The organism is Paenibacillus sp. FSL R5-0744 (genome assembly GCF_037972555.1).
In the GTDB taxonomy this organism is placed as follows: Bacteria; Bacillota; Bacilli; order Paenibacillales; family Paenibacillaceae; genus Paenibacillus_AQ.
Window position 1 is genome coordinate 4,357,588 of record NZ_CP150228.1, and the last position, 22,484, is coordinate 4,380,071.

Annotated in this window: 21 protein-coding genes and 1 pseudogene; 6 read left to right on the plus strand and 16 right to left on the minus strand. The window is 41.5% G+C overall.

Annotated features, from left to right (window positions below):
• Positions 1–239: 239 nt before the first annotated feature.
• Entirely contained in the window at positions 240–1,082 is an 843-nt protein-coding gene (locus MKY19_RS19265; RefSeq protein WP_339796946.1) for a sugar phosphate isomerase/epimerase, read from the minus strand.
• Positions 1,083–1,326: 244 nt separating this feature from the next.
• Here MKY19_RS19265 and MKY19_RS19270 point away from each other — a divergent pair, with 244 nt between their 5' ends.
• Complete coding sequence (locus MKY19_RS19270) at positions 1,327–2,226, plus strand: LysR family transcriptional regulator (RefSeq protein WP_339796949.1); 900 nt, start codon at positions 1,327–1,329, stop codon at positions 2,224–2,226.
• An 8-nt stretch (positions 2,227–2,234) separates the two neighbouring features.
• Here the strand turns inward: MKY19_RS19270 and MKY19_RS19275 are convergent, their stop codons facing one another.
• Together MKY19_RS19275 and MKY19_RS19280 are read right to left on the minus strand one after the other, a co-directional pair.
• A complete protein-coding gene (locus tag MKY19_RS19275; RefSeq protein ID WP_339796951.1) occupies positions 2,235–3,224 on the minus strand; it encodes an aldo/keto reductase family protein in 990 nt (329 codons plus the stop codon).
• A gap of 211 nt (positions 3,225–3,435) precedes the next feature.
• A complete protein-coding gene (locus MKY19_RS19280; protein ID WP_339796954.1) occupies positions 3,436–4,524 on the minus strand; it encodes a DUF1648 domain-containing protein in 1,089 nt (362 codons plus the stop codon).
• Positions 4,525–4,964: 440 nt separating this feature from the next.
• On the opposite strand from MKY19_RS19280, the gene MKY19_RS19285 reads away from it, so the two are divergent.
• Both MKY19_RS19285 and MKY19_RS19290 read left to right on the plus strand, forming a co-directional pair.
• Positions 4,965–5,186, plus strand: a complete 222-nt coding sequence (locus tag MKY19_RS19285) for an alpha/beta fold hydrolase (protein WP_339796956.1) — start codon at positions 4,965–4,967, stop codon at positions 5,184–5,186.
• Between the two features lie 179 nt (positions 5,187–5,365).
• Positions 5,366–6,040, plus strand: coding sequence for a CerR family C-terminal domain-containing protein (locus tag MKY19_RS19290; RefSeq protein WP_339265764.1), 675 nt, complete (start codon positions 5,366–5,368; stop codon positions 6,038–6,040).
• Positions 6,041–6,096: 56 nt separating this feature from the next.
• Here the strand turns inward: MKY19_RS19290 and MKY19_RS19295 are convergent, their stop codons facing one another.
• A complete protein-coding gene (locus MKY19_RS19295; RefSeq protein WP_042189577.1) occupies positions 6,097–7,356 on the minus strand; it encodes a M24 family metallopeptidase in 1,260 nt (419 codons plus the stop codon).
• 251 nt (positions 7,357–7,607) lie between these two features.
• Between MKY19_RS19295 and MKY19_RS19300 the strand changes: the two genes are divergently transcribed.
• The gene (locus MKY19_RS19300; RefSeq protein WP_339796959.1) at positions 7,608–8,069 is read left to right on the plus strand and encodes a transposase; all 462 of its coding nucleotides are present in this window, start codon (positions 7,608–7,610) and stop codon (positions 8,067–8,069) included.
• 108 nt (positions 8,070–8,177) lie between these two features.
• Positions 8,178–8,549, plus strand: a complete 372-nt coding sequence (locus MKY19_RS19305) for a hypothetical protein (protein WP_339796962.1) — start codon at positions 8,178–8,180, stop codon at positions 8,547–8,549.
• 419 nt (positions 8,550–8,968) lie between these two features.
• On the opposite strand, the gene MKY19_RS19310 is transcribed toward MKY19_RS19305, so the two are convergent.
• Positions 8,969–9,286 carry a hypothetical protein gene (locus MKY19_RS19310; RefSeq protein ID WP_339796965.1) on the minus strand — a complete coding sequence of 106 codons (318 nt, stop codon included), beginning with the start codon at positions 9,284–9,286 and terminating at the stop codon, positions 8,969–8,971.
• A gap of 22 nt (positions 9,287–9,308) precedes the next feature.
• Positions 9,309–9,443: pseudogene (locus tag MKY19_RS19315) on the minus strand (PTS sugar transporter subunit IIC); the annotation flags it as partial.
• A gap of 227 nt (positions 9,444–9,670) precedes the next feature.
• Between MKY19_RS19315 and MKY19_RS19320 the strand changes: the two are divergent.
• The gene (locus MKY19_RS19320; protein WP_339796969.1) at positions 9,671–10,879 is read left to right on the plus strand and encodes a GNAT family N-acetyltransferase; all 1,209 of its coding nucleotides are present in this window, start codon (positions 9,671–9,673) and stop codon (positions 10,877–10,879) included.
• A gap of 96 nt (positions 10,880–10,975) precedes the next feature.
• On the opposite strand, the gene MKY19_RS19325 is transcribed toward MKY19_RS19320, so the two are convergent.
• The 10 genes from MKY19_RS19325 to murQ form a co-directional block, all read right to left on the minus strand.
• Positions 10,976–11,893 carry a BadF/BadG/BcrA/BcrD ATPase family protein gene (locus tag MKY19_RS19325; protein WP_339796972.1) on the minus strand — a complete coding sequence of 306 codons (918 nt, stop codon included), beginning with the start codon at positions 11,891–11,893 and terminating at the stop codon, positions 10,976–10,978.
• Positions 11,894–12,021: 128 nt separating this feature from the next.
• A complete protein-coding gene (locus MKY19_RS19330) occupies positions 12,022–13,584 on the minus strand; it encodes a glycoside hydrolase family 3 protein (protein ID WP_339796975.1) in 1,563 nt (520 codons plus the stop codon).
• 17 nt (positions 13,585–13,601) lie between these two features.
• The gene (locus tag MKY19_RS19335; protein WP_076141025.1) at positions 13,602–14,744 is read right to left on the minus strand and encodes a DUF1343 domain-containing protein; all 1,143 of its coding nucleotides are present in this window, start codon (positions 14,742–14,744) and stop codon (positions 13,602–13,604) included.
• Between the two features lie 98 nt (positions 14,745–14,842).
• Positions 14,843–15,550 carry a PIG-L family deacetylase gene (locus MKY19_RS19340; RefSeq protein WP_076106428.1) on the minus strand — a complete coding sequence of 236 codons (708 nt, stop codon included), beginning with the start codon at positions 15,548–15,550 and terminating at the stop codon, positions 14,843–14,845.
• 2 nt (positions 15,551–15,552) lie between these two features.
• Positions 15,553–16,524 carry a GNAT family N-acetyltransferase gene (locus MKY19_RS19345; RefSeq protein ID WP_339265779.1) on the minus strand — a complete coding sequence of 324 codons (972 nt, stop codon included), beginning with the start codon at positions 16,522–16,524 and terminating at the stop codon, positions 15,553–15,555.
• Positions 16,525–17,745 carry an anhydro-N-acetylmuramic acid kinase gene (locus MKY19_RS19350; RefSeq protein WP_339796980.1) on the minus strand — a complete coding sequence of 407 codons (1,221 nt, stop codon included), beginning with the start codon at positions 17,743–17,745 and terminating at the stop codon, positions 16,525–16,527. It abuts the gene before it with no gap.
• The gene (locus tag MKY19_RS19355) at positions 17,745–18,605 is read right to left on the minus strand and encodes a carbohydrate ABC transporter permease (protein WP_042129105.1); all 861 of its coding nucleotides are present in this window, start codon (positions 18,603–18,605) and stop codon (positions 17,745–17,747) included. The genes MKY19_RS19350 and MKY19_RS19355 overlap by 1 nt, the downstream gene beginning before the upstream one ends.
• Before the next feature lie 18 nt (positions 18,606–18,623).
• Entirely contained in the window at positions 18,624–19,526 is a 903-nt protein-coding gene (locus MKY19_RS19360) for a sugar ABC transporter permease (protein ID WP_042189608.1), read from the minus strand.
• Between the two features lie 104 nt (positions 19,527–19,630).
• On the minus strand, positions 19,631–21,085 hold the full coding sequence (locus MKY19_RS19365; RefSeq protein ID WP_339796984.1) for an extracellular solute-binding protein: 1,455 nt from the start codon (positions 21,083–21,085) through the stop codon (positions 19,631–19,633).
• Positions 21,086–21,142: 57 nt separating this feature from the next.
• On the minus strand, positions 21,143–22,048 hold the full coding sequence (gene murQ / locus MKY19_RS19370; RefSeq protein WP_042189612.1) for an N-acetylmuramic acid 6-phosphate etherase: 906 nt from the start codon (positions 22,046–22,048) through the stop codon (positions 21,143–21,145).
• Positions 22,049–22,484: the final 436 nt, after the last annotated feature.

Below are 22,484 nucleotides of genomic sequence, written 5' to 3' on the forward strand. Positions count from 1 at the left end.
CCGCTAAATAGTCATCTCCGTATTTTAGTGAAATACTATCACATGGGGAGAGCGTTTGCTAACAGAAAAAAACTTCTACCAACACTTCGGCAGAAGTTTTTATAGAACTTAATTTACGCGAGATCATCAAATGCTATATAGATTGATCTGATGATTTTCCTATTTCGGGTTGGTCGGGACTCCAGAGAATGTTTGGACTTCGACCACTTTTCCCTTTTTTGAATATTTTCAAGTTCATTCTATATGGGTACGTTTTCCAGTGATGAGAATACTTTATCGAAGCCTGCTTTAGAACGAGAAAATAATTCAGATGAACTTTGCGCGGAAGCTGGCGCCAGAACTTCTTGGGCGATCACACCGGCATACCTGATCTTTTTCAGGCTTCCCAAGAATCCTGTGAGATCAATAGAACCTTCTCCTGGATACAATCGATCGAAATCTAACAATTCCTCTATCGGTAGAGGTTTAGCATCATTAATATGGACATATGCAATTTGATGCGGTTGTAATTTCAGCAGATCCTCACTCGTTAATCCATTCGTATGCCAATGGTAAGAATCCAATAACAATCCGATGTTCCTTACTTGAATCGTCTCCATCCAGCTCAACATATCTTGCATCGTCCAGATCAGTGGATTTGCCCATTGTGTACGTAAGTGATGAGGGCCTACGAACTCTAATGCTAATGTAATTCCATAAGCGCCTAATATTTCCGCGCACAGTCTTAAGCGTCTTGTGGCTGCAATCATAAAAGCTGCGACCGGAAGATCTGTCGAAGGTAAAATATATGTACAACATGTCGTACAATTTAATGCAGCAGCGGCCTCAGCCATTTGGGTAAGCGATTTCAACCCTTCTCTAAAGCTTTCCTCTGTTGTGCGCCAATCTACCACTAAACCAAATGATCCTAACATGATGCCATGGCTTTCCAGCAATTGAACAGCCCCATCCTTACCATACTGCTGCACTAACTCCAATGGATTTGCGTCTATCGACTGAAAGCCGAATTGGCTCGCAAGTCTGATATATTCTTCATTAGAACTGAGTTCACCCAAGCCTGCTGTTGTTAATCCTCTTATCATCGTCGTTCTCCCCCTTATGACCAATCTAAACAATTCGTCATATCTAGTCTAGCGCATCGTGCACTCGAATAAAACCATCTCTAGTCCCCTTTAACAAATTCTACGATCCAATTGCAATAATGTTTTTTGTCTAAAATTAAGATGGGGTGAGAGGCTTATGGGGGGACGACGAGCCCTTCCTTTCATTTTCGTTCAAAGATCCTTATACTTGCTTGGAGAAGCATTTCAAGGGAGATTGAACAGTATGGACATAAAAAAATTGCAATACTTTATCGCAGTAGCAGAGGAACTGCATTTTAACCGTGCAGCAGAGAAGCTGAATATGACGCAGCCTCCCTTAAGCCAGCAAATTCAAGCTCTGGAGAATGAGATTGGTATGAAACTATTAGAACGGAACAAAAGACAAGTTCGTCTAACGCCAGCGGGGGCGGTATTTCTAGAGGAGGCCAAATCCATTTTATCTCAACTGGAACGCTCTATTAAAACAACACAATTAGTCGATCAAGGAATTATCGGACATTTGAACATTGGATTTATAGATTCTGCAGCTGGTGGAGTATTGGTTGATATGTTAAAAATGTTTCGGGAACGTTATCCACAAGTACAACTCACATTACATGAGATGACGTCTGCTCAGCAGTGGCAGGCTTTACATGAAGGAACGATTCATATTGGATTTGTACGTTATATAGAGCCCGGCAAACATATCGACCATCGTCCCCTAGTCAATGAATCACTTGTTGCCGTTTTGCCAGAGCAGCATCACCTAGCTCATTTAACGGTGTTATCCATTCGTTCTTTAGCTTTAGAGCCGTTTATATCGTTCCCACGCCATCTAGGAGCTCCTTTTCACGACCTCATTATGCGCTTTTGTGCCCAACACGATATGTATCCGAATGTTGTGCAGGAAGCCATTCAGATGTACACCATTGTAAACTTGGTAGCTGCTAATCTTGGAGTTTCCATTGTGCCCTCATCAGTTGCTATTTTTCAGCGCGAAGGTGTCGCATTTCGTCCCTTTGAAGAAAGCACACCATCGATTCCCCTTTATGCCGCTTGGAGAACCGATTCCGATCGTGCCTCCTTATCCGCGTTACTAGAGATCATAGGACAAATGAGTTCAGAAGTTATTAATGGTGAATGATATAATATTCAGCCCGTTTTTCTAGGATCACGTTCAACGAGTCCTTCTAGCACCCTATCGATTTGCATCATAACTTCCCTATCCAGACGAACTCCCGCAGCTTTGGCATTTTCTATTACTTGCTCAGGCTTGGATGCCCCAATAATTGCAGATGAGACTTGTGGATTTTGCAACACCCATGCTATAGCCAATTGCGGAAGCGTCAACCCAACTTCGCTGGCGATGGTAGAGAGATTCGAGATCGCCTCAAGCACCTCAGTCCGAAGCCATTGACCCGCCAATTTATTCATAAAAGGTGAGCCCGCAGCTGTTGAAGCACGAGAACCCTCTGGCAATGGTTGCCCTGGCATATATTTGCCTGAAAGAATCCCTTGAGCAAGCGGCGACCAGACCACCTGTCCAATCCCTTCCCGCTCACAAGCTTGAACTACCTCCGTCTCCATCACGCGCCATAACATCGAATATTGAGGTTGACTAGCCACCAATGGCACCTTTAATTCTCTCGCCAAAACAGCACCTTCTGCTATCTGATCCGCCGTCCACTCACTTATCCCGACATAGAGAACCTTACCTTGACGTACCAGATCCGAAAAAGCCAAGAAGGTCTCTTCAAGGGATACTGTTGCGTCAAAGCGATGCGCATAATAGATATCAATGTAATCGGTCTGTAATCTGTTCAGTGAAGCATGGCACGCCTCCATAATATGCTTGCGGGACAGACCTCTTGCGTTACGTCCCGTCCCTGTGGGATGGCACACCTTGGTACACAATTCGATATCAGCTCTGTGCACTCCTTTTAATGCTTGGCCCAGCACCATCTCAGCTTTCGTATCGGAATATACATCTGCAGTATCAAATGTTGTGATCCCTACATCCAATGCAGCGTGAACACAAGCATGGGCAGTATCATTGTCCACTTGAGTACCATGTGTAATCCAATTACCATAAGCAATCTCACTTAGATGTAAACCACTCGTTCCTAATTTGCGATAGTTCAATTTATACCCTCCTTTAGATAACAATCTGATTGTAACAAAGAGATATTAATACGAGAAATACTCTTTGATATGCGATTTAATTCAAAAAAGATATTACTGAGATACTTAAAGATAATAAAAAACGCCCTTTAGGCGTTTTTTTTCGGTAAATATTCTGTTTCGAAACTCTAACTTCGCCTATACTCCGGTGAGTATTAACCTCCAAGCCTTGTTACCGCACCACAACTAACAGTACAATAATTACGAGCCAAAACAGCCAGCTTACTGGGTGACCGAAATTTAATCCCCAGCCGACTCCGAGCCTTTTCTTGACGATTAGGTTTGGATCTTTACGATTGAAATAAATCATACCTAATCGCCATTTATCATCATCATGGACAGGTCTGACATTGGAGCTATCGGCAGATCGCTTCAAGCGGCTTTCGCCCTGACCAGCCCAGAACGTTAAGGCAAAGGCGTATATGATAATAAGGGCTATTATGATTAGGATAATAGGGATAGCGAAATTCATGTTAAGCAGAGATATCATGTTTAGTTGCACAACAGAAAACAGGATAACCATTAAGAAGCTTGCTGTAAGCATAAAATATGACCAAGTACGGCGGTAAGTTGCATCTTGTCTGATGGAACGGTTAGGATCATTGGGTTGAACCTGCTGCTTTACTCTGCGAATACTCCAATTCTCAAATATGAACAAAAGTATTATGAACACTTGCATTATCGTAGGCATAAACACAGAACTAAAAGATTTAGCTGCATAGCGGTCTACGTTCCAACTGCTGTTGTAATGGATCGGAATCTGATCAGGAATCAGATCGTAGTTGTATAGCACAGTTACAATACTAACAACAGTAATTAAAACATGAATGAGGAACCAATTATTAGACAAGCCAATGTTTCTTTTCCGAAATCCAGTGTACACTGCCATGATCGATGGTTCCAGAGCAATAGGCAGCATAGGTAGTAAACTTTTCATTTTGAAATGATAGCTAATGTTAATGACTAGGGAGATTACAACCATGGCAAGTGAATAAGTAACAATGATCCAACTTTGTTGCTTGGAATGTTCATCACCGTATAGTAGACAGATGATACAAACAATGAACAAGATGGTATGCAAGGTAGCACTGATCCTAGCATATGACTTCCGCATCTGGTGCAGAGGCTCACTTTGGAATTGTACAGGGCTGACGTTGACCCCAAAACTAATCGTCTCTCTTGTTAAATAAGGCATGCTTACCATGAGTGCAATGGCAGGTACAAATACAAGGATCATTACTATAACAGGCATTATCGTCATATCATTCGCCTCCTCTTATACATAAGTGTTTATTTGAAAACTCTATAACCCTTATAGCATAGGCGATTCATCACTATGCCTTTTTGCGTATGATGATCCTATTAACTTAGGATAGGTAATCGACTTGAACATAAATTTTATTATAATCGATTTTAGTGACTATAGGGATGAAATTAACAATTTATCCAGTTTTTTTACTACGCAGAGCTACTCATCTGACAACTGAATTATGGCAAGTACATCTGTTTGAAATTCTGTGTAGGTAAAGGATAGGATTTCGGACACTTACTTTAAATATTCTGCAATTTGGATGACTTGTGTGGATAATAAATAAACATTATCCAACGCTTGTCGAGTGATTCCTATGGACGCTAAAGTGACACTCGGTGCTGAATGCGATTAATCTCACGATTTAATGAAGAGAGGAAACTGAACAGCATATGCCTTATATTGATCGAAATGGTATGAACATTTATTATGAATATCTTCACTCTAACTCTCTTAACCAACAAATAGACGCTATCCTGATTATCCACGGAGCGGGTATGAATTTACGTTCTTGGGATTTGATTGTTCCTTATTTGCAGCAACACTATCATATTCTTCGCTATGATTTGCGCAGACATGGGTTCAGCGATAAAGGACCAGATAGAGTAGCTTGAAGACTGCTATTCACTCTTTTTCTTCTAGAGCGGCACAATATTTCTTCTTTTTTCGTTGTTGGTCATGGAGAGGAAGGATATGTGCCGTGCTGCTCGGTACAATCCGTCACTTCATAAAGGAAGTTAGTTTGATTAATTCATTTGAATTAATTATACTCAACAGTATGGAGGAATGGACATTGAATACAAACCTAAGCAACGATATGAATAAAGGAAATGAAGACTCCACCCAAACTCGTTTATTAGAAGCAGGGCTGCGGATCTTTGGATTAAATGGCTATGAAGGCGTACGTACGCGGACCCTTGCAGATGAAGCTGGTGTGAACCAATCGGCTATTCCGTATTATTTCGGTGGAAAAAAAGGATTGTACTTAGCGGTTGCCCGTCGCTTGACAGCAGCCGTTCAAGATGATTTTTTGAAGCAGGCTTTAATTGAGACAGAAGAGATTGAGAAACGGTCAAAAGAAGAAGCCGCAGAAGCTCTTAAAAAAGTCATGACGCAATTTTCCAAGACGATGATTGGTAATCATGAAGCCAATGCAAGAAGTGTATTTATCGCAAGAGAGCAGATGCAGCCTACAGAGGCTTATGACATTTTGTATGAACAATTCTTCCAGCCACTACATCAGATGATTGCCGTCTTGGTGAGTAAATTAATGGATCTAGACGCAAAAGATCCAAAAACGATATTAATCGCACATGCAATTGTTGGACAATCGGTTGCGTTCTCTGTGGCGAAGGAAACCTATTTGAGACGCCAAGGGATTCAAGACTTGGATGAAGTACACATTGCTTTGATCGCCAAGGAGCTTGGCGAAATGTCGATTCGTACATGCAGCGGCTATTCTCATTAAAAAGAGGGTACGTAACGAAGACATAAACATTCTTCTATACGTACCCTTTTGCTATTTTACCAAGTTGCCCTCATCAGCTGAGTAGAATTTTTATTTAGTTCAATCCCCCCAGCTTCACCCACGATCACCGTTCCGCCAAGATTAATGACCTTCTTACCAATCGCACAATTCGGCTCAAATGCAAACACCATTCCTGTCTTGAGTTCGGTCTCTAACCCTATGGATGGGATCGGCAGCACTTTCCCGTACTCTCTCGCCTCAGGCAACCGTGCAATCTCATCGCCAACCCCAATAAGACCAAATGGACTAATGGAATGAATAAGCGGATGAACGTGCCAACCTCCTGCTTCACGCATCGGCTCATTCATCGCTTTAACCACGTCTCCGAAAGTAGCCCCATGCCGCAGCTCTTTTACTCCGTTCTCATACGATTGTCTCGCTGCCGCTGCCGCCCGCTCAAAATCCGGATGCACAGCTCCTACAGCGATTGAAGGCTGATGCTGCGTCTCTAGCATTCCGAATGATGAAAATACCTCGGCCAAAATAATATCTCCTTCTTGGATCACGCGCGGCTCCTCTGGTCGATATGTCCATGCGGGCAATCCCCATCCTACGAACTCTGGTCCTGATCCCATTAATATCGTTGTCGTGAACCCGACATGGGTCGCACAAGCATTCATCGCTGCCGCATAGATCTCATTTTCTCTCACGCCTGGCTTCGTTGCCTCAAGCATCGCCTGGCACATTTTTTCCCCAACGTTCGCTGACCATTTTAATACCGCGATCTCCTCCTGACTTTTCACAGAAGACAGTGCGAAAAATTTGTGTCCCACAGGCTTAAAGGTCCCATTCGGTAATCCTTTTAGGATCGTTTGCCAAGTATTATAGGGCATGGCTCCATCAAAGTAATAGGGAGGATAAGGCTCTAAGCCAATCACACCAAATGCTTTATTGGTAAGTCCTCTCTCTTCCATAATCTTGACAATGTGCGCACCCATTTTTCCGACATACATATTTTCCGGGCGTATCCAGCCTTGCGTATTCGTATATCCAGCTTGAATATGATCTTCCACAGCAGTGGCTAAAAAGACAACAGAGATCGGCTCTTCATTCTTAGGGAAAATGACAATAGAACCTGGACGCTCATTCGTAAAGTAGGTGTCCGGGTTAAATACAGCAGGGAACGCACCTTCTCGATCTCCATACACAATCAATACATCCACATGCTCTTCTTCCATTAGCTGATTTGCAATGTTCCATCTACGATCTCTTTCCGCAAGTGAGTAGGTAGGGATTCTAGTATCTTGATTGTTCATACCTCTTTCTCCTCCTAACGTTTATTTCTTTCCAGAGTTCATTACTGATCGTTGCCTTTTGTCATCATCCAACCGTATACATGCGAATGGCCCCCCTCCAATAGATGTCATGAATGAACCTGTTACATTGCAAGTATAATTCATTCATTTGATTAATTCAATTGAATTAAATCAATTGATTTATGTGCAAAAATAGCTCCAATAACTTGGAGAATTAATCTTTAAATCATTGAAATGAAAAACACTGTATCTTGAAAGAGCCTGTTCAAAAAGCTCATAAAGTTGTATTAAAAAAATGCACCTTTACGAGGAACGGTAAAATGAAGGTACCCCTACCAACATCAAACCATACGCGAGATGCATTTTCATGGACTTACAGTTTGAGCTGCAGACTTTGCGAGAAGACGTATTCCGATCACGACGCCATCTGCGGCGTTCAACGAGCGAAGGCGAACCAGAACAAGTTTTTCATTGGTTATCGCAAGCATTCCATTGTTTGCCCCAGCCCGAAAGGATCGGTCATCCCGCCCAATGATACGGCGGATGTCAAATTAATGCTGCCGCCAATTGAAATAATGAAGAAAATCGAAGGACTCAAGGTCGATTATCTGGTGGCCGATTTGGGTTATTTCGATCCCGATGATCAAAAAGAAGCGCGCCTTAAGCATGATGTAGCGGTCGTAACGGAAATCAGAAAACACGATATTTCCTGAACTCTGTTCCCATGAAGGAAAACCGGAATGTGAGCAAGGACATGCCCTTGTTTTCGACGGATTCGATAAAAAAACATATACCTCTTGTTTTCGCGGAGACGATGACAAATGCGCTGTCTGTCCGCTACAAGGCCTTGTGAGAAGCAGTTTGGCTATTCCTTCAAGGAAAACCCGTTTTTCTACGGACCTGTTTCACAGGGCAGTATGCTACAAGAGCACATGCTGAATCTCCGTAAGCAAGTGGAACTAGCGTTTGCACAAAAATCGAATCAACTAACTTCCGTTATGAAGTATAAAAAAGTAACGGTTCGTACAACAAAGCGCGTGGAGAAGTGGTTTATCTTGCGGAATGCGTTTCGATTAATTGAGCGGATGATTGAGCACTTGCGAGCCACAATCCTGCCTCCAAATCATGTGACGACCCTCAAAAAGCTTCAAGAGATTCAAGTGGAGCAAATCTCGTTGCCGTTGGCGGGGTAAGAAAGTTGAACTCCCCCTAAAAAAAGAAAATTACGACACAAGGGATACGTCTGTTCAAAATCAGGTAAGTAACATACTTACTCTCAGCGACAGCATGACTTATCATATCTAACGGAATATCAGCTGGTTTACTCGCTTCATAACAAAGAATATGTGTAAAACTATCCAGCTGAGGATTAAAATCGGGCCTCGCAGGATAAATCTGCAATAAAATAACATTCTCATTCTTCTTGCTTTGAATTTCGTCTTTTCTTTCAAATAAGTGTTATTACTTTAGCTTCCAGAAAATCTCCTCCATTCAAAATGTCTATTCGATCTGCTTAAAGCACTTTACAATAAAAAAACTTCCACCATACTCTGGTAGAAGCTTCTTATCGCAATTTAATCATTCAAAATTTCAATCATTTTTCTTGTCTTCGCTAGCTGCTCCACCGTAAAATCATGCTGGCCCTATTCTGAAAGGTCAGTATTGTATTTGACAACATTTTATCAATGATAGAATGCACCGTTTCATTCGATTCAACATCAAAGTAGCCAACATACTGCGTATTTTCTACTTCCGCTGATAAACGGATTTTCAGCGCTGGAAAGCCCTCTATTCCAAGCGACCGACAAAAACGAACAACCGCCGCACTACTTGCCTCCGCTTTTGTCGCTAACTCATGTATGGTCATATGCAGCACTTCTTTAGCATTTGCAAGAATGTACTCCACTACTTTTTTCTCTGATTCTGGCAATTCATTTAAGTCTAGCTCAATTTGCGAAATCATACTTCCCCGCAATTAAACCCGCTCCAACAAATGCAGGAATCATTGGTATGAAAATATTTCCGATTTTTCGCAAAAAGTTCTTGAACGGTTTATCATTCTTCTTTTTAAGCTGCGCCTTCATTTGTGCGTTTTGTGCTTGTAATTGCTCAGCCGAAGTCGCTATTTTCCTAATCCTCATTTAGACTATATTGAGTAATCTAAACTTTGTATCACTTCTACGATTCCACACGTTCCATTATTGACGAATTTTTATTTCAATATTAAACTGTAAATAAGAAATTAAATTCCAAAAAATCGTTTTTTTCATTTATTAAATTTATCCCAACATTACGTCGCAGGAGGAAATGAAAGATGACGACGACACCAAACATCATCGTAATGAACCATCCAACTAGAGAGCAGCTTGAAAAGATTTACGATATTTTAGATGAATGCTTTTCCGTAGGCCGAGCTTTTTTCCAAGAAAGATTAGACCTAGACACCACATATGATCCAGATACAACATGGTTTGCGATGGTTGACGATAAGATTGCATCTAATGTACAAATTTTTCCGTTTCATATCAGAGTCGGTCAAGCGATCTTGAAAACCGGTGCAATGGGGAGTGTCGGTACAGATCTAAATTACCGCGGGCTGGGGCTTGCACACAAAATTCTTCATGCGCAGACCAACTATATGAAAGAAACCGATTATGATATAAGCTTGCTTTTGGCTAGTAAGCATGCGTTTTATGAAAAAGCTGGCTGGAGACTTATTCCCGAGACTGCTTTCGCAATTGAAAAACCAGCAAGTTTGGAGCAGCAGCAAAGCAGTGATGAAATCATTCCTTTTGAGGCCTGTTATCTTGATGATATCCGTTTCATCTATGAACAATTTAATAAGAATCGTACCTACACCGTGATCCGAAGTAAAACGTATTGGAATGATTTATTGACCTGGCCGGAATGGAAGAAAGTTGACTGCTTGCTCCTTCGCAGAAATGGAAAAATCGTCGCTTATGGCATCATTGAAAAGAAAGATACTGAACAAGTATTTATTAATGAATTATTGTATTTGAACGAAGCCGAAAACGGCGTTGAAGCTTTGTTTCATGCCTTATGTCAGCTGCGCCAAAATGCAAAGCAAATATTAGCGATGCTCCCAGAGGACCATAAGCTATATTCCTATTACCAACAGCATCAAGCAAATTCAATTCAAATCAATATGGCGATGTGGAAAATGATCAATCTCAGTTCAACTTTCCATAAGCTTCAGCCTGAATTAGAAGATCGCCTAAACCGTAGCAACATAATTGCAGACCAGGAACTGCATATTGCACTTCGCAGCAATGAGGACTGTATTTACTTGGATTATAAGCAAAAGCGGCTTTCTGTTTCCGATACTAGTAATCATACCAATCCCTATACTTCAATAGAAGTAGATGAACGTGAGCTAATGACTTATATCATGTTCGGCTATAATAAAGCAGGCGCAGCAAAGGACAGTACTGAGCACGCTAACATCCTTCAAGCTCTATTTCCGAAACAACAAGCCGTGTTTTATTTGACCGATAAATTTTAAGCCATTTTTGATTCCTACCATTTTAAAATAAGGGTGTGTCGCAAGTCCAACTGCTCGGACTTATGACACACCCTTATTTTTCCAAAGCGACAAAAACTAGTCGTTGTTCATTTTTGATCTTCCTAACAGGACAGCACCGTAGGCTGCATCCTTAATCGGCAAAATCAGCTTTGTTTGCGGGTAGCTCTGTGCGAGCTTTCGCTCCAAGGCTTCTTTCACAAAGCGAGACTTTTGCAGCACACTTCCTGCAATCGCAATCGGAATTTCATATAGCTTAAGCCGTTCAATAACAGGCACAACAAGTTCATATAGATTGGCTGCACATTTCTCCGCTAACGCTATTGCATGTGCATCGCCCTTCTCGCATGCGGTCGTCATAATCGGTGCGAGCTGCGCAATATCTTTTTTCGTCGTATTTTTATCATAAACAAAGCCAATAATCTCTTTCACAGTGCTTAATCCAAGGTGCTCATATACCATCGCTGGGATGACCGTATCGGTTATTCTTCCGTCCTCCACTTGAACTAATACGGATAATAGATCGCGCCCAATGCTATAACCGCTTCCCTCGTCATCAATCAGATGACCAAAGCCTCCTGTGCGATGCTGCTCTCCTTTTTCATTGACCCCAAAGCAAATCGATCCTGTACCGGCAATGAGAATGATGCCTTGCATCGCATTTTGTGCCCCGTATAATGCGGTTTCTTGATCGCCTGTAATCGTTAATGGCCCGATATAACCGTTATTTCTCACATGCTGCTCCAAAAAATTGATGACCAGCGGATTACTTATTCCTGCCGCACCTATACATATATGAGCAACTTCTTGTAAATTACCGCAGTAGAGCCTCGTTTGACTAAAAATTTCCTCAAAGGAGGCGGCAATAGCATCAGCATCACCACCGTTATAATTAATAGGCCCTACAGTAAAGGTGAATAAAGAGTCTTCCTGGTCATGCGTAATGGTGACAGCTGTTTTCGTGCCACCCCCATCAATTCCAACGATAAATGCCATACCTATGTCCCCTTGTTGTACTTTTTTCAAAGATAAGAATTTATATGTTTCACGCGATATATTATCCTTATATTTCTCGCACAAACGTTTGCCGTCCTTGAAAGGACGCCGAAGGCGTTTATGCTTGTCTACATCTGAATCGTAATCTTGGCGGTGGGTACAACCTCACCATTTAGGATTGGAAGGAGTGATTTGAATGCATCAAGTGTATACTCAAATGCCGCAATTCCGCAGAACTCGCCTTCGATTAACGGTAAATCATACGGGCGACCTAATGTAATGGCCGTTACTTTGCAGCCTGCTGCCAGCAGCTTCTGAACAAGCGCAAGCTGACCTTTGTTTTCACGCGCATTGAACAAGCCGATAACAATATGCTTGTAGCCTTGTACCTTTGGCTGCGCAGCGTTGATTTGCTCCTCGCTCGGGTCAATGTCGATAATCTCATAAGCTGTATTAAAATGCTCCCCCATATATTGCGGAAAGCTAAGAGCTTGATTCAAGCTGCTGGACGCAAGATCGGTGCGGTATGAATAGGAACCCATAAATAACACTTGCTCGTCACCGGTATGAATGGGCTGGAGCTCACCTTTAATGAGGCAGATCGTTTCCGTACGCATTAGCTCATTTGCTCGGCGATGTACATCGCAGCCAACTAGTTCATAATCTAGCTCCTCAATCGTCGCATATTGTGCTTTATAAGCTAAAATTTTTGTAACAGCTGCATCAATTAGCGCTTCATCCAAATCACCGGTGGCTACAGCTTCTTCGATCAAATGAATCGCTTCCTTCACTGTCTCAGGAGTATGACTAATGAATACCAAATCAATACCTGCTTTAACAGCTCCTAACGCTCCTTTTGCCGTACCATAGTATCGTTTGATCGCGTCCATTTCTAAACAATCCGATACAACTAACCCTTTATATCCTAATTTTCCTTTTAATATCTCTGTAATAATGGTATGAGACATAGTTCCGGGCACATCGGATTTTTCAATTTTCGGAAATAAAATATGTGCACTCATAATCGCTTGAGCGCCTTGCTCAATTGCGGCCTTAAACGGCAGCAGCTCAAGCTGCTCTAATTCCTCAAGTGTTTTTTCAATGGTAGGCAAGCCAATATGTGAATCGACATTTGTATCACCATGACCTGGAAAATGCTTAAGTGAGGACATGACGCCTCCATCGAGCAATCCCTTCATCATTTGAATTCCATACTGGGATACTGTTGCAACAGAATCACCATAGGAACGAACATTTATGACTGGATTCAATGCATTATTGTTAACGTCCATAACTGGAGCTAGATTAAAATTAATACCTAATGCTTTCAATTCTCTGGCAGTCATTCTGCCTGCTGCATACGCATTTTCAGGTCGTCCTGAAGAAGCAATTGCCATGGCTCCAGCAACATTGGTCGCGTCTTTAGGCATACGAGTGACTCGACCGCCTTCTTGGTCGATCGTAATAAAACCCGGGATACCAGTATGTGTCGTGTACCATTGCTGCAGCTCAGTAACAAGCTCGCCTAATTGATATTTATTGTCGATATTATGTGAGAATAAAATAATATTGCCGACTTTATAATGCTCAATAACTTCCTTCAGCTCAGGAGTGATCTCGGTTGAAGGGAAGCCTGTTACGAACATTTGTCCAATCTTTTCGCGCAAGCTCATATGTTCTATTGTTCTCATCAATTATTCACCTTCCTCTAGCGATATAAATGATACTGCTGTGTTATTTCTGCAAACTGCTTGCTTTCCGCTGCAAACTGTTCAAGCAGCTGCTTGGCTTGCATATTTTCCGTACGATACATGTTGTCTCCCCCCAGCAAATCGATAAATGGACGAGAGCCCTCCTTCACAGGAGGCAGGAATGAAAATTGCTCGTACAAATCTCTTATCGTAAATAATAAGGTTACCCCAACTTCTAAAGGCCTCAGCACTTGGAGATCTGTAATGTAAATTTGTACCCCGCCGCATAGCTCGCCACAATGTTTAGATGACGTTGGCTTGAAATGAACTGGACGAAAAAGCACACCCGGGATACCTTTTGCATTCATCTCATCTGCCAATTGCTGCGCTTGAATGAACGGAGCACCAATCATTTCAAACGGGAACGTTGTGCCTCGTCCTTCCGAGCAGTTCGTGCCCTCAAATAGACATGTTCCTGTATATAATAAAGCTGTTTCATATCGTGGCATTCCAAGTGAAGGATGAACCCAAGTTAGTCCTGTATCCGGGAAGGACATGCTCCGTTCCCAGCCTTCCAAACGAACGACATGCAGCGATGCATTCCAATTCATTTGATCATTTGCCATCGTTGCTACCTCACCTGCTGTTAAGCCGTATCGCACGGCTAGCTCGTAATTTCCAACAAATGATTTGAAGCCGGGCTTCAAGACATTCCCTTCTACCGTTACCCCGTTAAGCGGATTAACACGATCAAGAACAACAAATTCTACACCTGCATTTGCACAATCTTCAAGTGCATACAGCATCGTATAAATAAATGTGTAATAGCGTACACCAACATCTTGAATATCGTATACAATGATGTCTACTTCATTCAGCATTTCTTTTGTTAAACGCTTGGAGTCTTTACGGTACAAGCTATAGACTGGAACATTCGTAAAAGGATCCATGTAAGTGTCTACTACTGCCCCTGCATCCAAATCTCCGCGAACGCCATGCTCAGGTGAAAACATCGCAGCAAGATTAAAATTTTCATGTAGTATAGTAATCGTTGATGCAAAATCCTTCGTAAGACCTGTCGGCGCTGTAATCAATCCTACGCGCTTACCTTCGAACAAATAACGATAATTCGTTATAGAATCAATCCCATTTAACACCATATGAAGCTGCCTCCTAGCTGCTTTTTCGCATAAATGAATAGAACAAGGGAATGTTTCCTGCTATACATAGAAACACTCCCTCTTAGCTAATTGAATAGTTACCAAAGACTAGACTGCCTAACCTTCACCGTTTCAGCAGGCACCATAAATGCTTCTGCATATGTCTTTCTTGCTTCACAGCCGCGAACAACTGCTAGTGCTTTATAGTAATCCATGTATTTGAAAGATTTGCTATTCGTCACAAACCAATGCTTGCTTAAAGCATCTATCCATAGATCAAATGCCGCTTGATCGAAATCCACATATACGTAAGGGACATAATCAACCGCATCCTCCCAGTTTTCGGAGTAATATAATCTTGCTGCAAAGTGCGCGGGGAGCGCTCGTTCAAAGGATGATAGACTTGCGAAGAAACGGGCATCATTTACGATATGATGCGTTAGCGCATGGTCCTTATGCATACTGTTTTTCCAGTGTGTAATAATAATGTTAGGCTTCACGCGACGAATTACATCACAAACCTCCATACGAATTTCTTGATTGTCAGGCAACTCTCCGTCACAATAATCATCGAATACAATGGCTTCACCGCCTAGCATATCCGCAAAAACCTGTGCCTCTTTCACTTTTTGCTGACGATATTCCTTCATATCCTGTCCTGCCGGGACCCCTCGTTCACCCGCAGTTAACGCTAGTGTCACAATGCGATCTCCCTTTAAACTATGACTAGCGAGCACACCACCAGAAGCTAGTTCCACATCACCAACATGCGCTCCAATTGCTAATACTGTGAATTTTTCGCTCATCTTTAAAGTTCCCTCCGCAATATAGAAAATTGTTTTTCAATAGTAAAGCCCGCTTTTTGATAGATTCGAAGAGCCGGATTATTATTTCCAGTGAATAGAGAGATATATTGACAGCCCACATTTTGAAAAGCTTCAACCATTCTGAAAAATAATACACTGCCAAGGCCATGACCCTCATGCTCTGGGTGTACTCCGATACCGCAAAAAAATGCTCTACCATTAGACTGTGAAATAATTGGACCTGCAAAGCCCACAACCTCGTTGCCGTACACAGCTACTACAAGTGGTGCGTCAACCTTCACATAAGTAACAATATCCTTCTTCCACTGCGGATTTTGCAGGGCAGCAAGCGTTGCTTCAAGCCCTGTATGTAAATCAGGGACATAGGACGTAATGTAATAGTCCTTGCTATTTGCATTGGTTTCCTTATCTAAAATATCTTCTGGAACAATAAAGCTTCCGAGTTTTAAATACATGCCGCATTGCGTCGCACGATCTTCGTAGCCTCTAGCCATTAAAGCTTCATATAATGGCAGGTCCTTACTGATGCCCGGGGCATTATTATGCTCATGCTGAGGTGCACTTGGAATACTCCACTTCAGCTTAACAGGGTTGAAAAACAATACATCCGCTTGTCTTTTCCCAAGTTCTTGGAATCTTTTTTCTAAACGCAATAGAAAAGCATCGTAAAGCTCCAGAGAAGCCACATGGGTATCTATAATAACACTCGTAATATAACCGGCCACATCTCCAAGAGGGAGATCGTCACCGCAGCAGCCAGCTGCAAAACCAACAATCCCTTTTTCGTCACAGCCTACCCATATACAGTCAGCGTCAAAATAAGGATGGTCGATGAATGTATCTTGAAACTCTCGCTCTGTAAATGGCTTATAATCATATTTTGTAGCCTCACGATTCCAAAGCTCTACAACTGCCGAGTGATCTTCAATTGAAAAGGGTCTGATTTGCAACATTTAAGCCTCCTGTGAACGTCCAATATAGGGCCAGGAAATTTTGCCCATTACTACTGGCTGTGAAGCTCCAGTTACTAGCGGGATATTGTTTGGTAAGCGCTCCATCGTGTAATACGCTAGCAGAGCAAAAGCAATCGCTTCCTTAGCATCACTATTACCACCGATATCCTCCTGCGTCAGCACCTGCACGTTATGCGGTGCAAATAAGTGCTGTAAATCACGCAAAAGCGTCTTGTTATAGCTTCCACCGCCGCCAATTAACAATTGCTCAGCCTGGTGCTGCGGTGCAATATACCGTTCATAGCTATCGACGATGCTCCAGGCAGTTAAGTACGTAGCTGTTGCAACAACATCTTCTGCTTTCCAGTGATTAACCTTCATCATTTCAATAATTTGTGCCACGTATTGTTGGCCAAACCGTTCTCTGCCTGTCGATTTTGGTAACGGCATCGTATAATATTTATCCTGCTGCATCCATTTCAATAGCTCATCAATCACTTGACCGCCCGCACCAATTTCGCCATTAACATCCATTGTCATTGGTGCAAATAATTGCGATACAAGGCCATCGATAATCATATTTCCAGGACCCGTATCAAAAGCAAATACCTCATCCGGTGAGGCATTTACAGGCAAAACAGTCACATTGCCTATTCCGCCAATATTTTGCATCAGAAGTGTTTTCTTTGGATTGTTAAACAATAAGTAATCGGTAAATGGTACTAACGGAGCTCCTTGTCCACCCATTGCCATGTCAGCAATTCGAAAGTCTGATACGCAAGGAATTCCTGTGCGATTGGCGATAACTGCACCATCCCCAATCTGAACGGTACAATGCAGATTATAACCACCCATAACATTCTCATCCGGAGCATGATAGATTGTTTGACCATGCGATCCTACTGCGAATATTTGCGAAGGCGAAAGGCCGCATTTCCCTATAACGGATAATGTGGCTTGGGCGTATAATTCGCCAAGCCACATATTCATTGCGCCAACCTTATCAATCGTAGCGCTAGCGGGATCAAAAAGCTCAAATATGGAGTTTCTAACTTGCATCTCAAAAGGTGTGTTTTCAAAAGCCAGTAATTCAATCTCTACTCCATGCTCTTTTTCGGCTGATGGGAAAAGCTTAACTACTGCTGCATCAATACCATCTACTGATGTACCGGACATTAAGCCAACTAAGTATGTTGCATCAACTTTTGATTGTTTGTCCATTAACCTTTCACCGCTCCAACTGTTACCCCTTCAAGGAAGTATTTTTGTAAACTGAAGAACAAAATAAACATTGGAACTGCTGAAATGGTTGCCCCCGCCATCATCGGTGCAAAGTAAGTTGTATTCGCAAAGCGAAAGTTTTTCAAGCCGACCTGAATGGTTTGCATATCCATCGTATTCGTTACTAGGAACGGCCAGAAAAAGTCATTCCATGCCGCCATGAACGTTAGGATTGCTAGTACTGCCATAATTGTTTTAGATAAAGGCATAATGATATACCAGAAGATTTTAGGCTGGGAACAACCTTCGATTTTAGCAGATTCAATAATTTCAACTGGAATGGAGGACATGAACTGCTTAACCAAGAAGATGTTGTATACCGTTACTATGCTCGGCATAATCAACGCCGTGTACGTATTTTGTAATTCAAAAATATTTACGATCAAAATATATAGTGGAACCTGTGTGACTTGAACAGGAATCATCATAGATCCCAGCAAAATAGCGAACAAAATGTTTTTTCCTTTAAATTTCATTTTTGCAAAAGCATATCCAGCGAGTGTAGCAAAAAATACGTTAGATACCGTAATACACGCTGCCACTATAAATGAATTCAATAACCAGTCCCATGTATGTGGGCTGAAGTTAAAGAAGAATTTATAGGAATCAAATGAAATCTTCGATGGTAAGATAGAATAGCTCATTGCACCAGCTTCTACCGGATCACCGAACGAGGAGATGACCATAAAGTATATCGGGAATATGGTAGCTGCGGCAAATAGGATAAGGAACGTAATGTTTGCGCCATTACGTATGAACAGATACCCTTTGCTTCTTAAGCTGTTGTTGTACAAACCCATAGTATTCTGCTCCTTTTCCTAGTATTCTACATCTTTACCTAAAAACTTGAATTGAAGGAATGATATAAATCCGATAATCGCTGCTAGAACTAATGATTGTGCCGCTGCCTCACCAAACTCAAAATATGTGAACGCATTGTTAAATATTAACAAACCTACCATTGTTGTTGCATGGTCTGGTCCACCGCCTGTCATAAGATAAGCGTTTTGGAAGACTTGGAAGGAACCGATAACACCAGTAACAAGTAGGAATAGCGTTGTTGGCTTAAGGAAAGGGACAACGATAAACCAAAGCTTTTGCAGGAAAGACGCACCGTCAATTTCAGCTGCTTCATAATAGCTGTTATCAATAGCGAGTAATGCGGCTATATAAATAATAATTGCTGTACCATGACTTGATAACCATGACATTAACACAAGTGAGAACATTGCAGTTGCACTGGAACCAAGCCAGTTTTGATTTTCAATACCTAAAAAACTCACGAGCTTATTAGCAATACCTGATTTTAACGGATCGAAGATCCACAGCCACACAACAGAAAGCGCTACACCAGATGCTACGGCTGGCAAGTAATATAGTGCTTTAAAGATCGTTTGTGTTTTTTTCTTGAAAGGAATAATCAAAATTGAAATTAAAAATGATAGAAGAATATTAAACGGAACAGTTAATAGCGTATATACTAACGTGTTTTTCAGTGCTTTCCAGAAAAGTTCATCTGAAAACGAGTTAACGAAGTTATCCATGCCAACAAAAGTGGATCCTAATGGACCATATTTTTGTAAGCTGATAATAAAAGCATTGATGACTGGATATGCGGTAAATAAAGAAAACGCAATAAGTGCTACTGCGATAAACGCGTATCCCCAACCTGAGTCACTTTCGAGTTTTAACTTTTTTCTTTTAGTCAACGTTTGATTCATTGGGTCGCACCTCTCTTCTAAAAACAGTACAAGCTCTAGCTAATTTAGAAGGAAAGCTGTACGTTCTAGCTACGCACAGCTTTCACATGTCAGCCTAAGACAGACTAGTCAACTACAATACCATCTTTACCGAAAGATTTAATTGCAGCTGCTTTAACTGCATCATACATTTCTTGTGGAGCTATCTCATTTGCAAGTAAGGCTTGTAGTTTAGGAATAATAACTTCTGTTTCAATTTTTAATGCTTCAGCAGCCAGATCAGTAGGAATATCTGTACGAGCCGGAAGCGCTTTTCCCATCATAGCTTTACCTGCAGCAACGTTATCTTCGTTACGAGGGAATTTTTCAAGTACTTCTGCATTACGTGCAGATTCAGTAATTGGTGATAAGAACAGCTCATTACTGTAGTTAGCAGCAATTGAACCAGAAGACAAGAAATTCGTTGCTAGGGCAATATTTTTGATGTGCTCTTCAGATGGAGCTTTTTTACCACGAAGTGCGATATAACCATCAACGATTGAAGTAGGGACATAATCGGCACCGTTGAATGTTGGGACTGGAAGTGAAATATAATCAACTTCAATAGAATCTGCAACAGCTGAACCATCGTTCGCTTTAATCTTCTCATTGTTTAGACGAGCAGAGTTTTCAAATGCAGATAAACCTTTACCTGTGATCATCGTTTGACCCGTTAGGAACATGTTCCACCGTTTACCAGCATCGATAGAGCTTAGCTCTTTAGGCATAGAACCATCGTTGATCATTTCGCGAATAGATGTAAGTAGACCCAAGAAGTTTTTGCTTGTATACGTATATTTAAGATCTTTATCGAAGTAATCTGGTAAACCTGCAGTTTTAGCAAGAATAGCTAGATAGTCTTTAGATGCTACACCAGATGTTGCGAACACGAAACCATAACGAGTAGTTTCACCTTTATCATTTTTCACTACGCCTTTAGAAATTGCATTACGGAACTCTTCATAAGTCCAACCGTTTTGTTGAATGCTTTTCCAATCAATTCCGGCTTCTTCAAGGAATTGTTTGTTACCACCGATAGTGTGGATTTCCATATACGCTGGTAGGCCGTATTGAGCGTCACCTAGTTGGAAATATTTCAATGGAACTTCGTCATAATCTGCCTTGGCTTCATCAGAAAGGGCACCGTTAAGGTCGATTAGTACATTAAGTGCTGCATATTTCGAAATTCCCGAAGCACCGATAAAAGCAATATCTGGAGGAGAACCTGCATTTACTTGAGTATCAAGTTTTTGCGTCATATCTTCCCAGCTCGCTGGCTCGATTTTCAAAGTCAAGTTAGGATGTAGTGTATTAAATTCTTTTTCCATATCAGCAAAACGTGTTTGATAGTTCGCTGATATCGGAGGTAAAAGTGCTGTAATCGTATCCTTTTTAGGCTCAGAACCACCGTTACTAGTTCCTGTGTTACCGGAATCTGTAGAAGCTGGAGCGTTATTTCCGTTTCCTCCGCAAGCCGATAATAGTGATACCATCATGATTCCTGACAAAAACAGAGTTAATCCACGTGATCTTTTTTTCATCGAAAACAGCCTCCTCAATTATTAATAGCATCCATCCTGTTATTCCACTTTTCACACCTAAACCAATGATGAGATTGCCTGTTTCAAGCGTCCTCCGTTTGCGTTAAGTACTTGTTCTGCTTCTTTTGCATCTAACCCCGATTTAATCATCATAATTGCCAGCTTACAGTTCATAGATGCTTTTTCAAGTGTTTCTGCGGCGGTTGATGTATCTACACCAGTCGTGTTCATGATGATACGAATCGAGCGATCTACGAGCTTAAAATTACTAGCCTTCAGATCAACCATCAAGTTGTTGTACGTTTTTCCTAACTTGACCATTGTGCATGTTGTCAGCATATTAAGCACCAACTTCTGAGCAGTTCCTGCCTTTAATCGAGTCGAACCGCTAATGACCTCAGGTCCTACAACAGGTGTTATACAAACATCTACAATGGGTTCGAACTTTGAGCCTCTGTTGTTACAAACACCGATAGTGGCTGCTCCAAGTTCCTTTGCTTTCGCTAAAGCTGCAATAACGTAGTTTGCACTACCGCTTGCCGAAATCCCAATAAGTACATCTTTGTTTGTTACACCAATGCTTTCGATTAATGCGATCCCTTCATCCATATCGTCTTCACAGCCTTCAACCGCAGTACGCAAAGCAATATCACCACCAGCAATATAGCCCTGCACCAAGGAAGGATCTGTACCAAAGGTAGGAGGACATTCGGAAGCATCCAGAACACCTAATCTTCCTGATGAGCCAGCTCCTATGTAAAACATTCTTCCACCATTAGACAACCTATGATGTAGAATATCTACCGCCTTTGCAATCTGCGGAATCTCCTCAGCTATAGCTCTGGGGACCAGTGCATCTTGTTGATTCATTAACTGGATCATTTCTTCCGTAGTACATTCATCAATCATTAATGTGTCTGGATTCACAGCCTCTGTTGTCAATCCCGCAAGGTAGTCATTCATAGCCATCCTCCTTCTTCCCAGCCTTAATCTGTCATGTAATTAACAAAACGCGTTAGATTAACTTACAATTATTATGTTCTTATACTAATACAACACCGTCGCTTCGTCAATACATTTTGAAATATAATTTCATAAAGAAAATAAATTCTGATGTTTTATTTCATTCCTTACACACTATGTTATACCACATTTATAAAGCGCTTACAAGATGCAATTTAAATTTTTACCAATTGCTTTGATCGCCATGGCTCTAAGGTTAAATCGATTTAAAAAAATGTATTATTTGCTGATTGTCGCTCCAAACGAAACATAAAGTTACATCATCCGTGTTCAACCGGATGATGTTTCGTCTTCGATTCCATTCATTTTCTTCCTCATAATTGTGTGCCACGCTATTAATTATTGAATTAAACTACTTATTATATTCATTAGATCA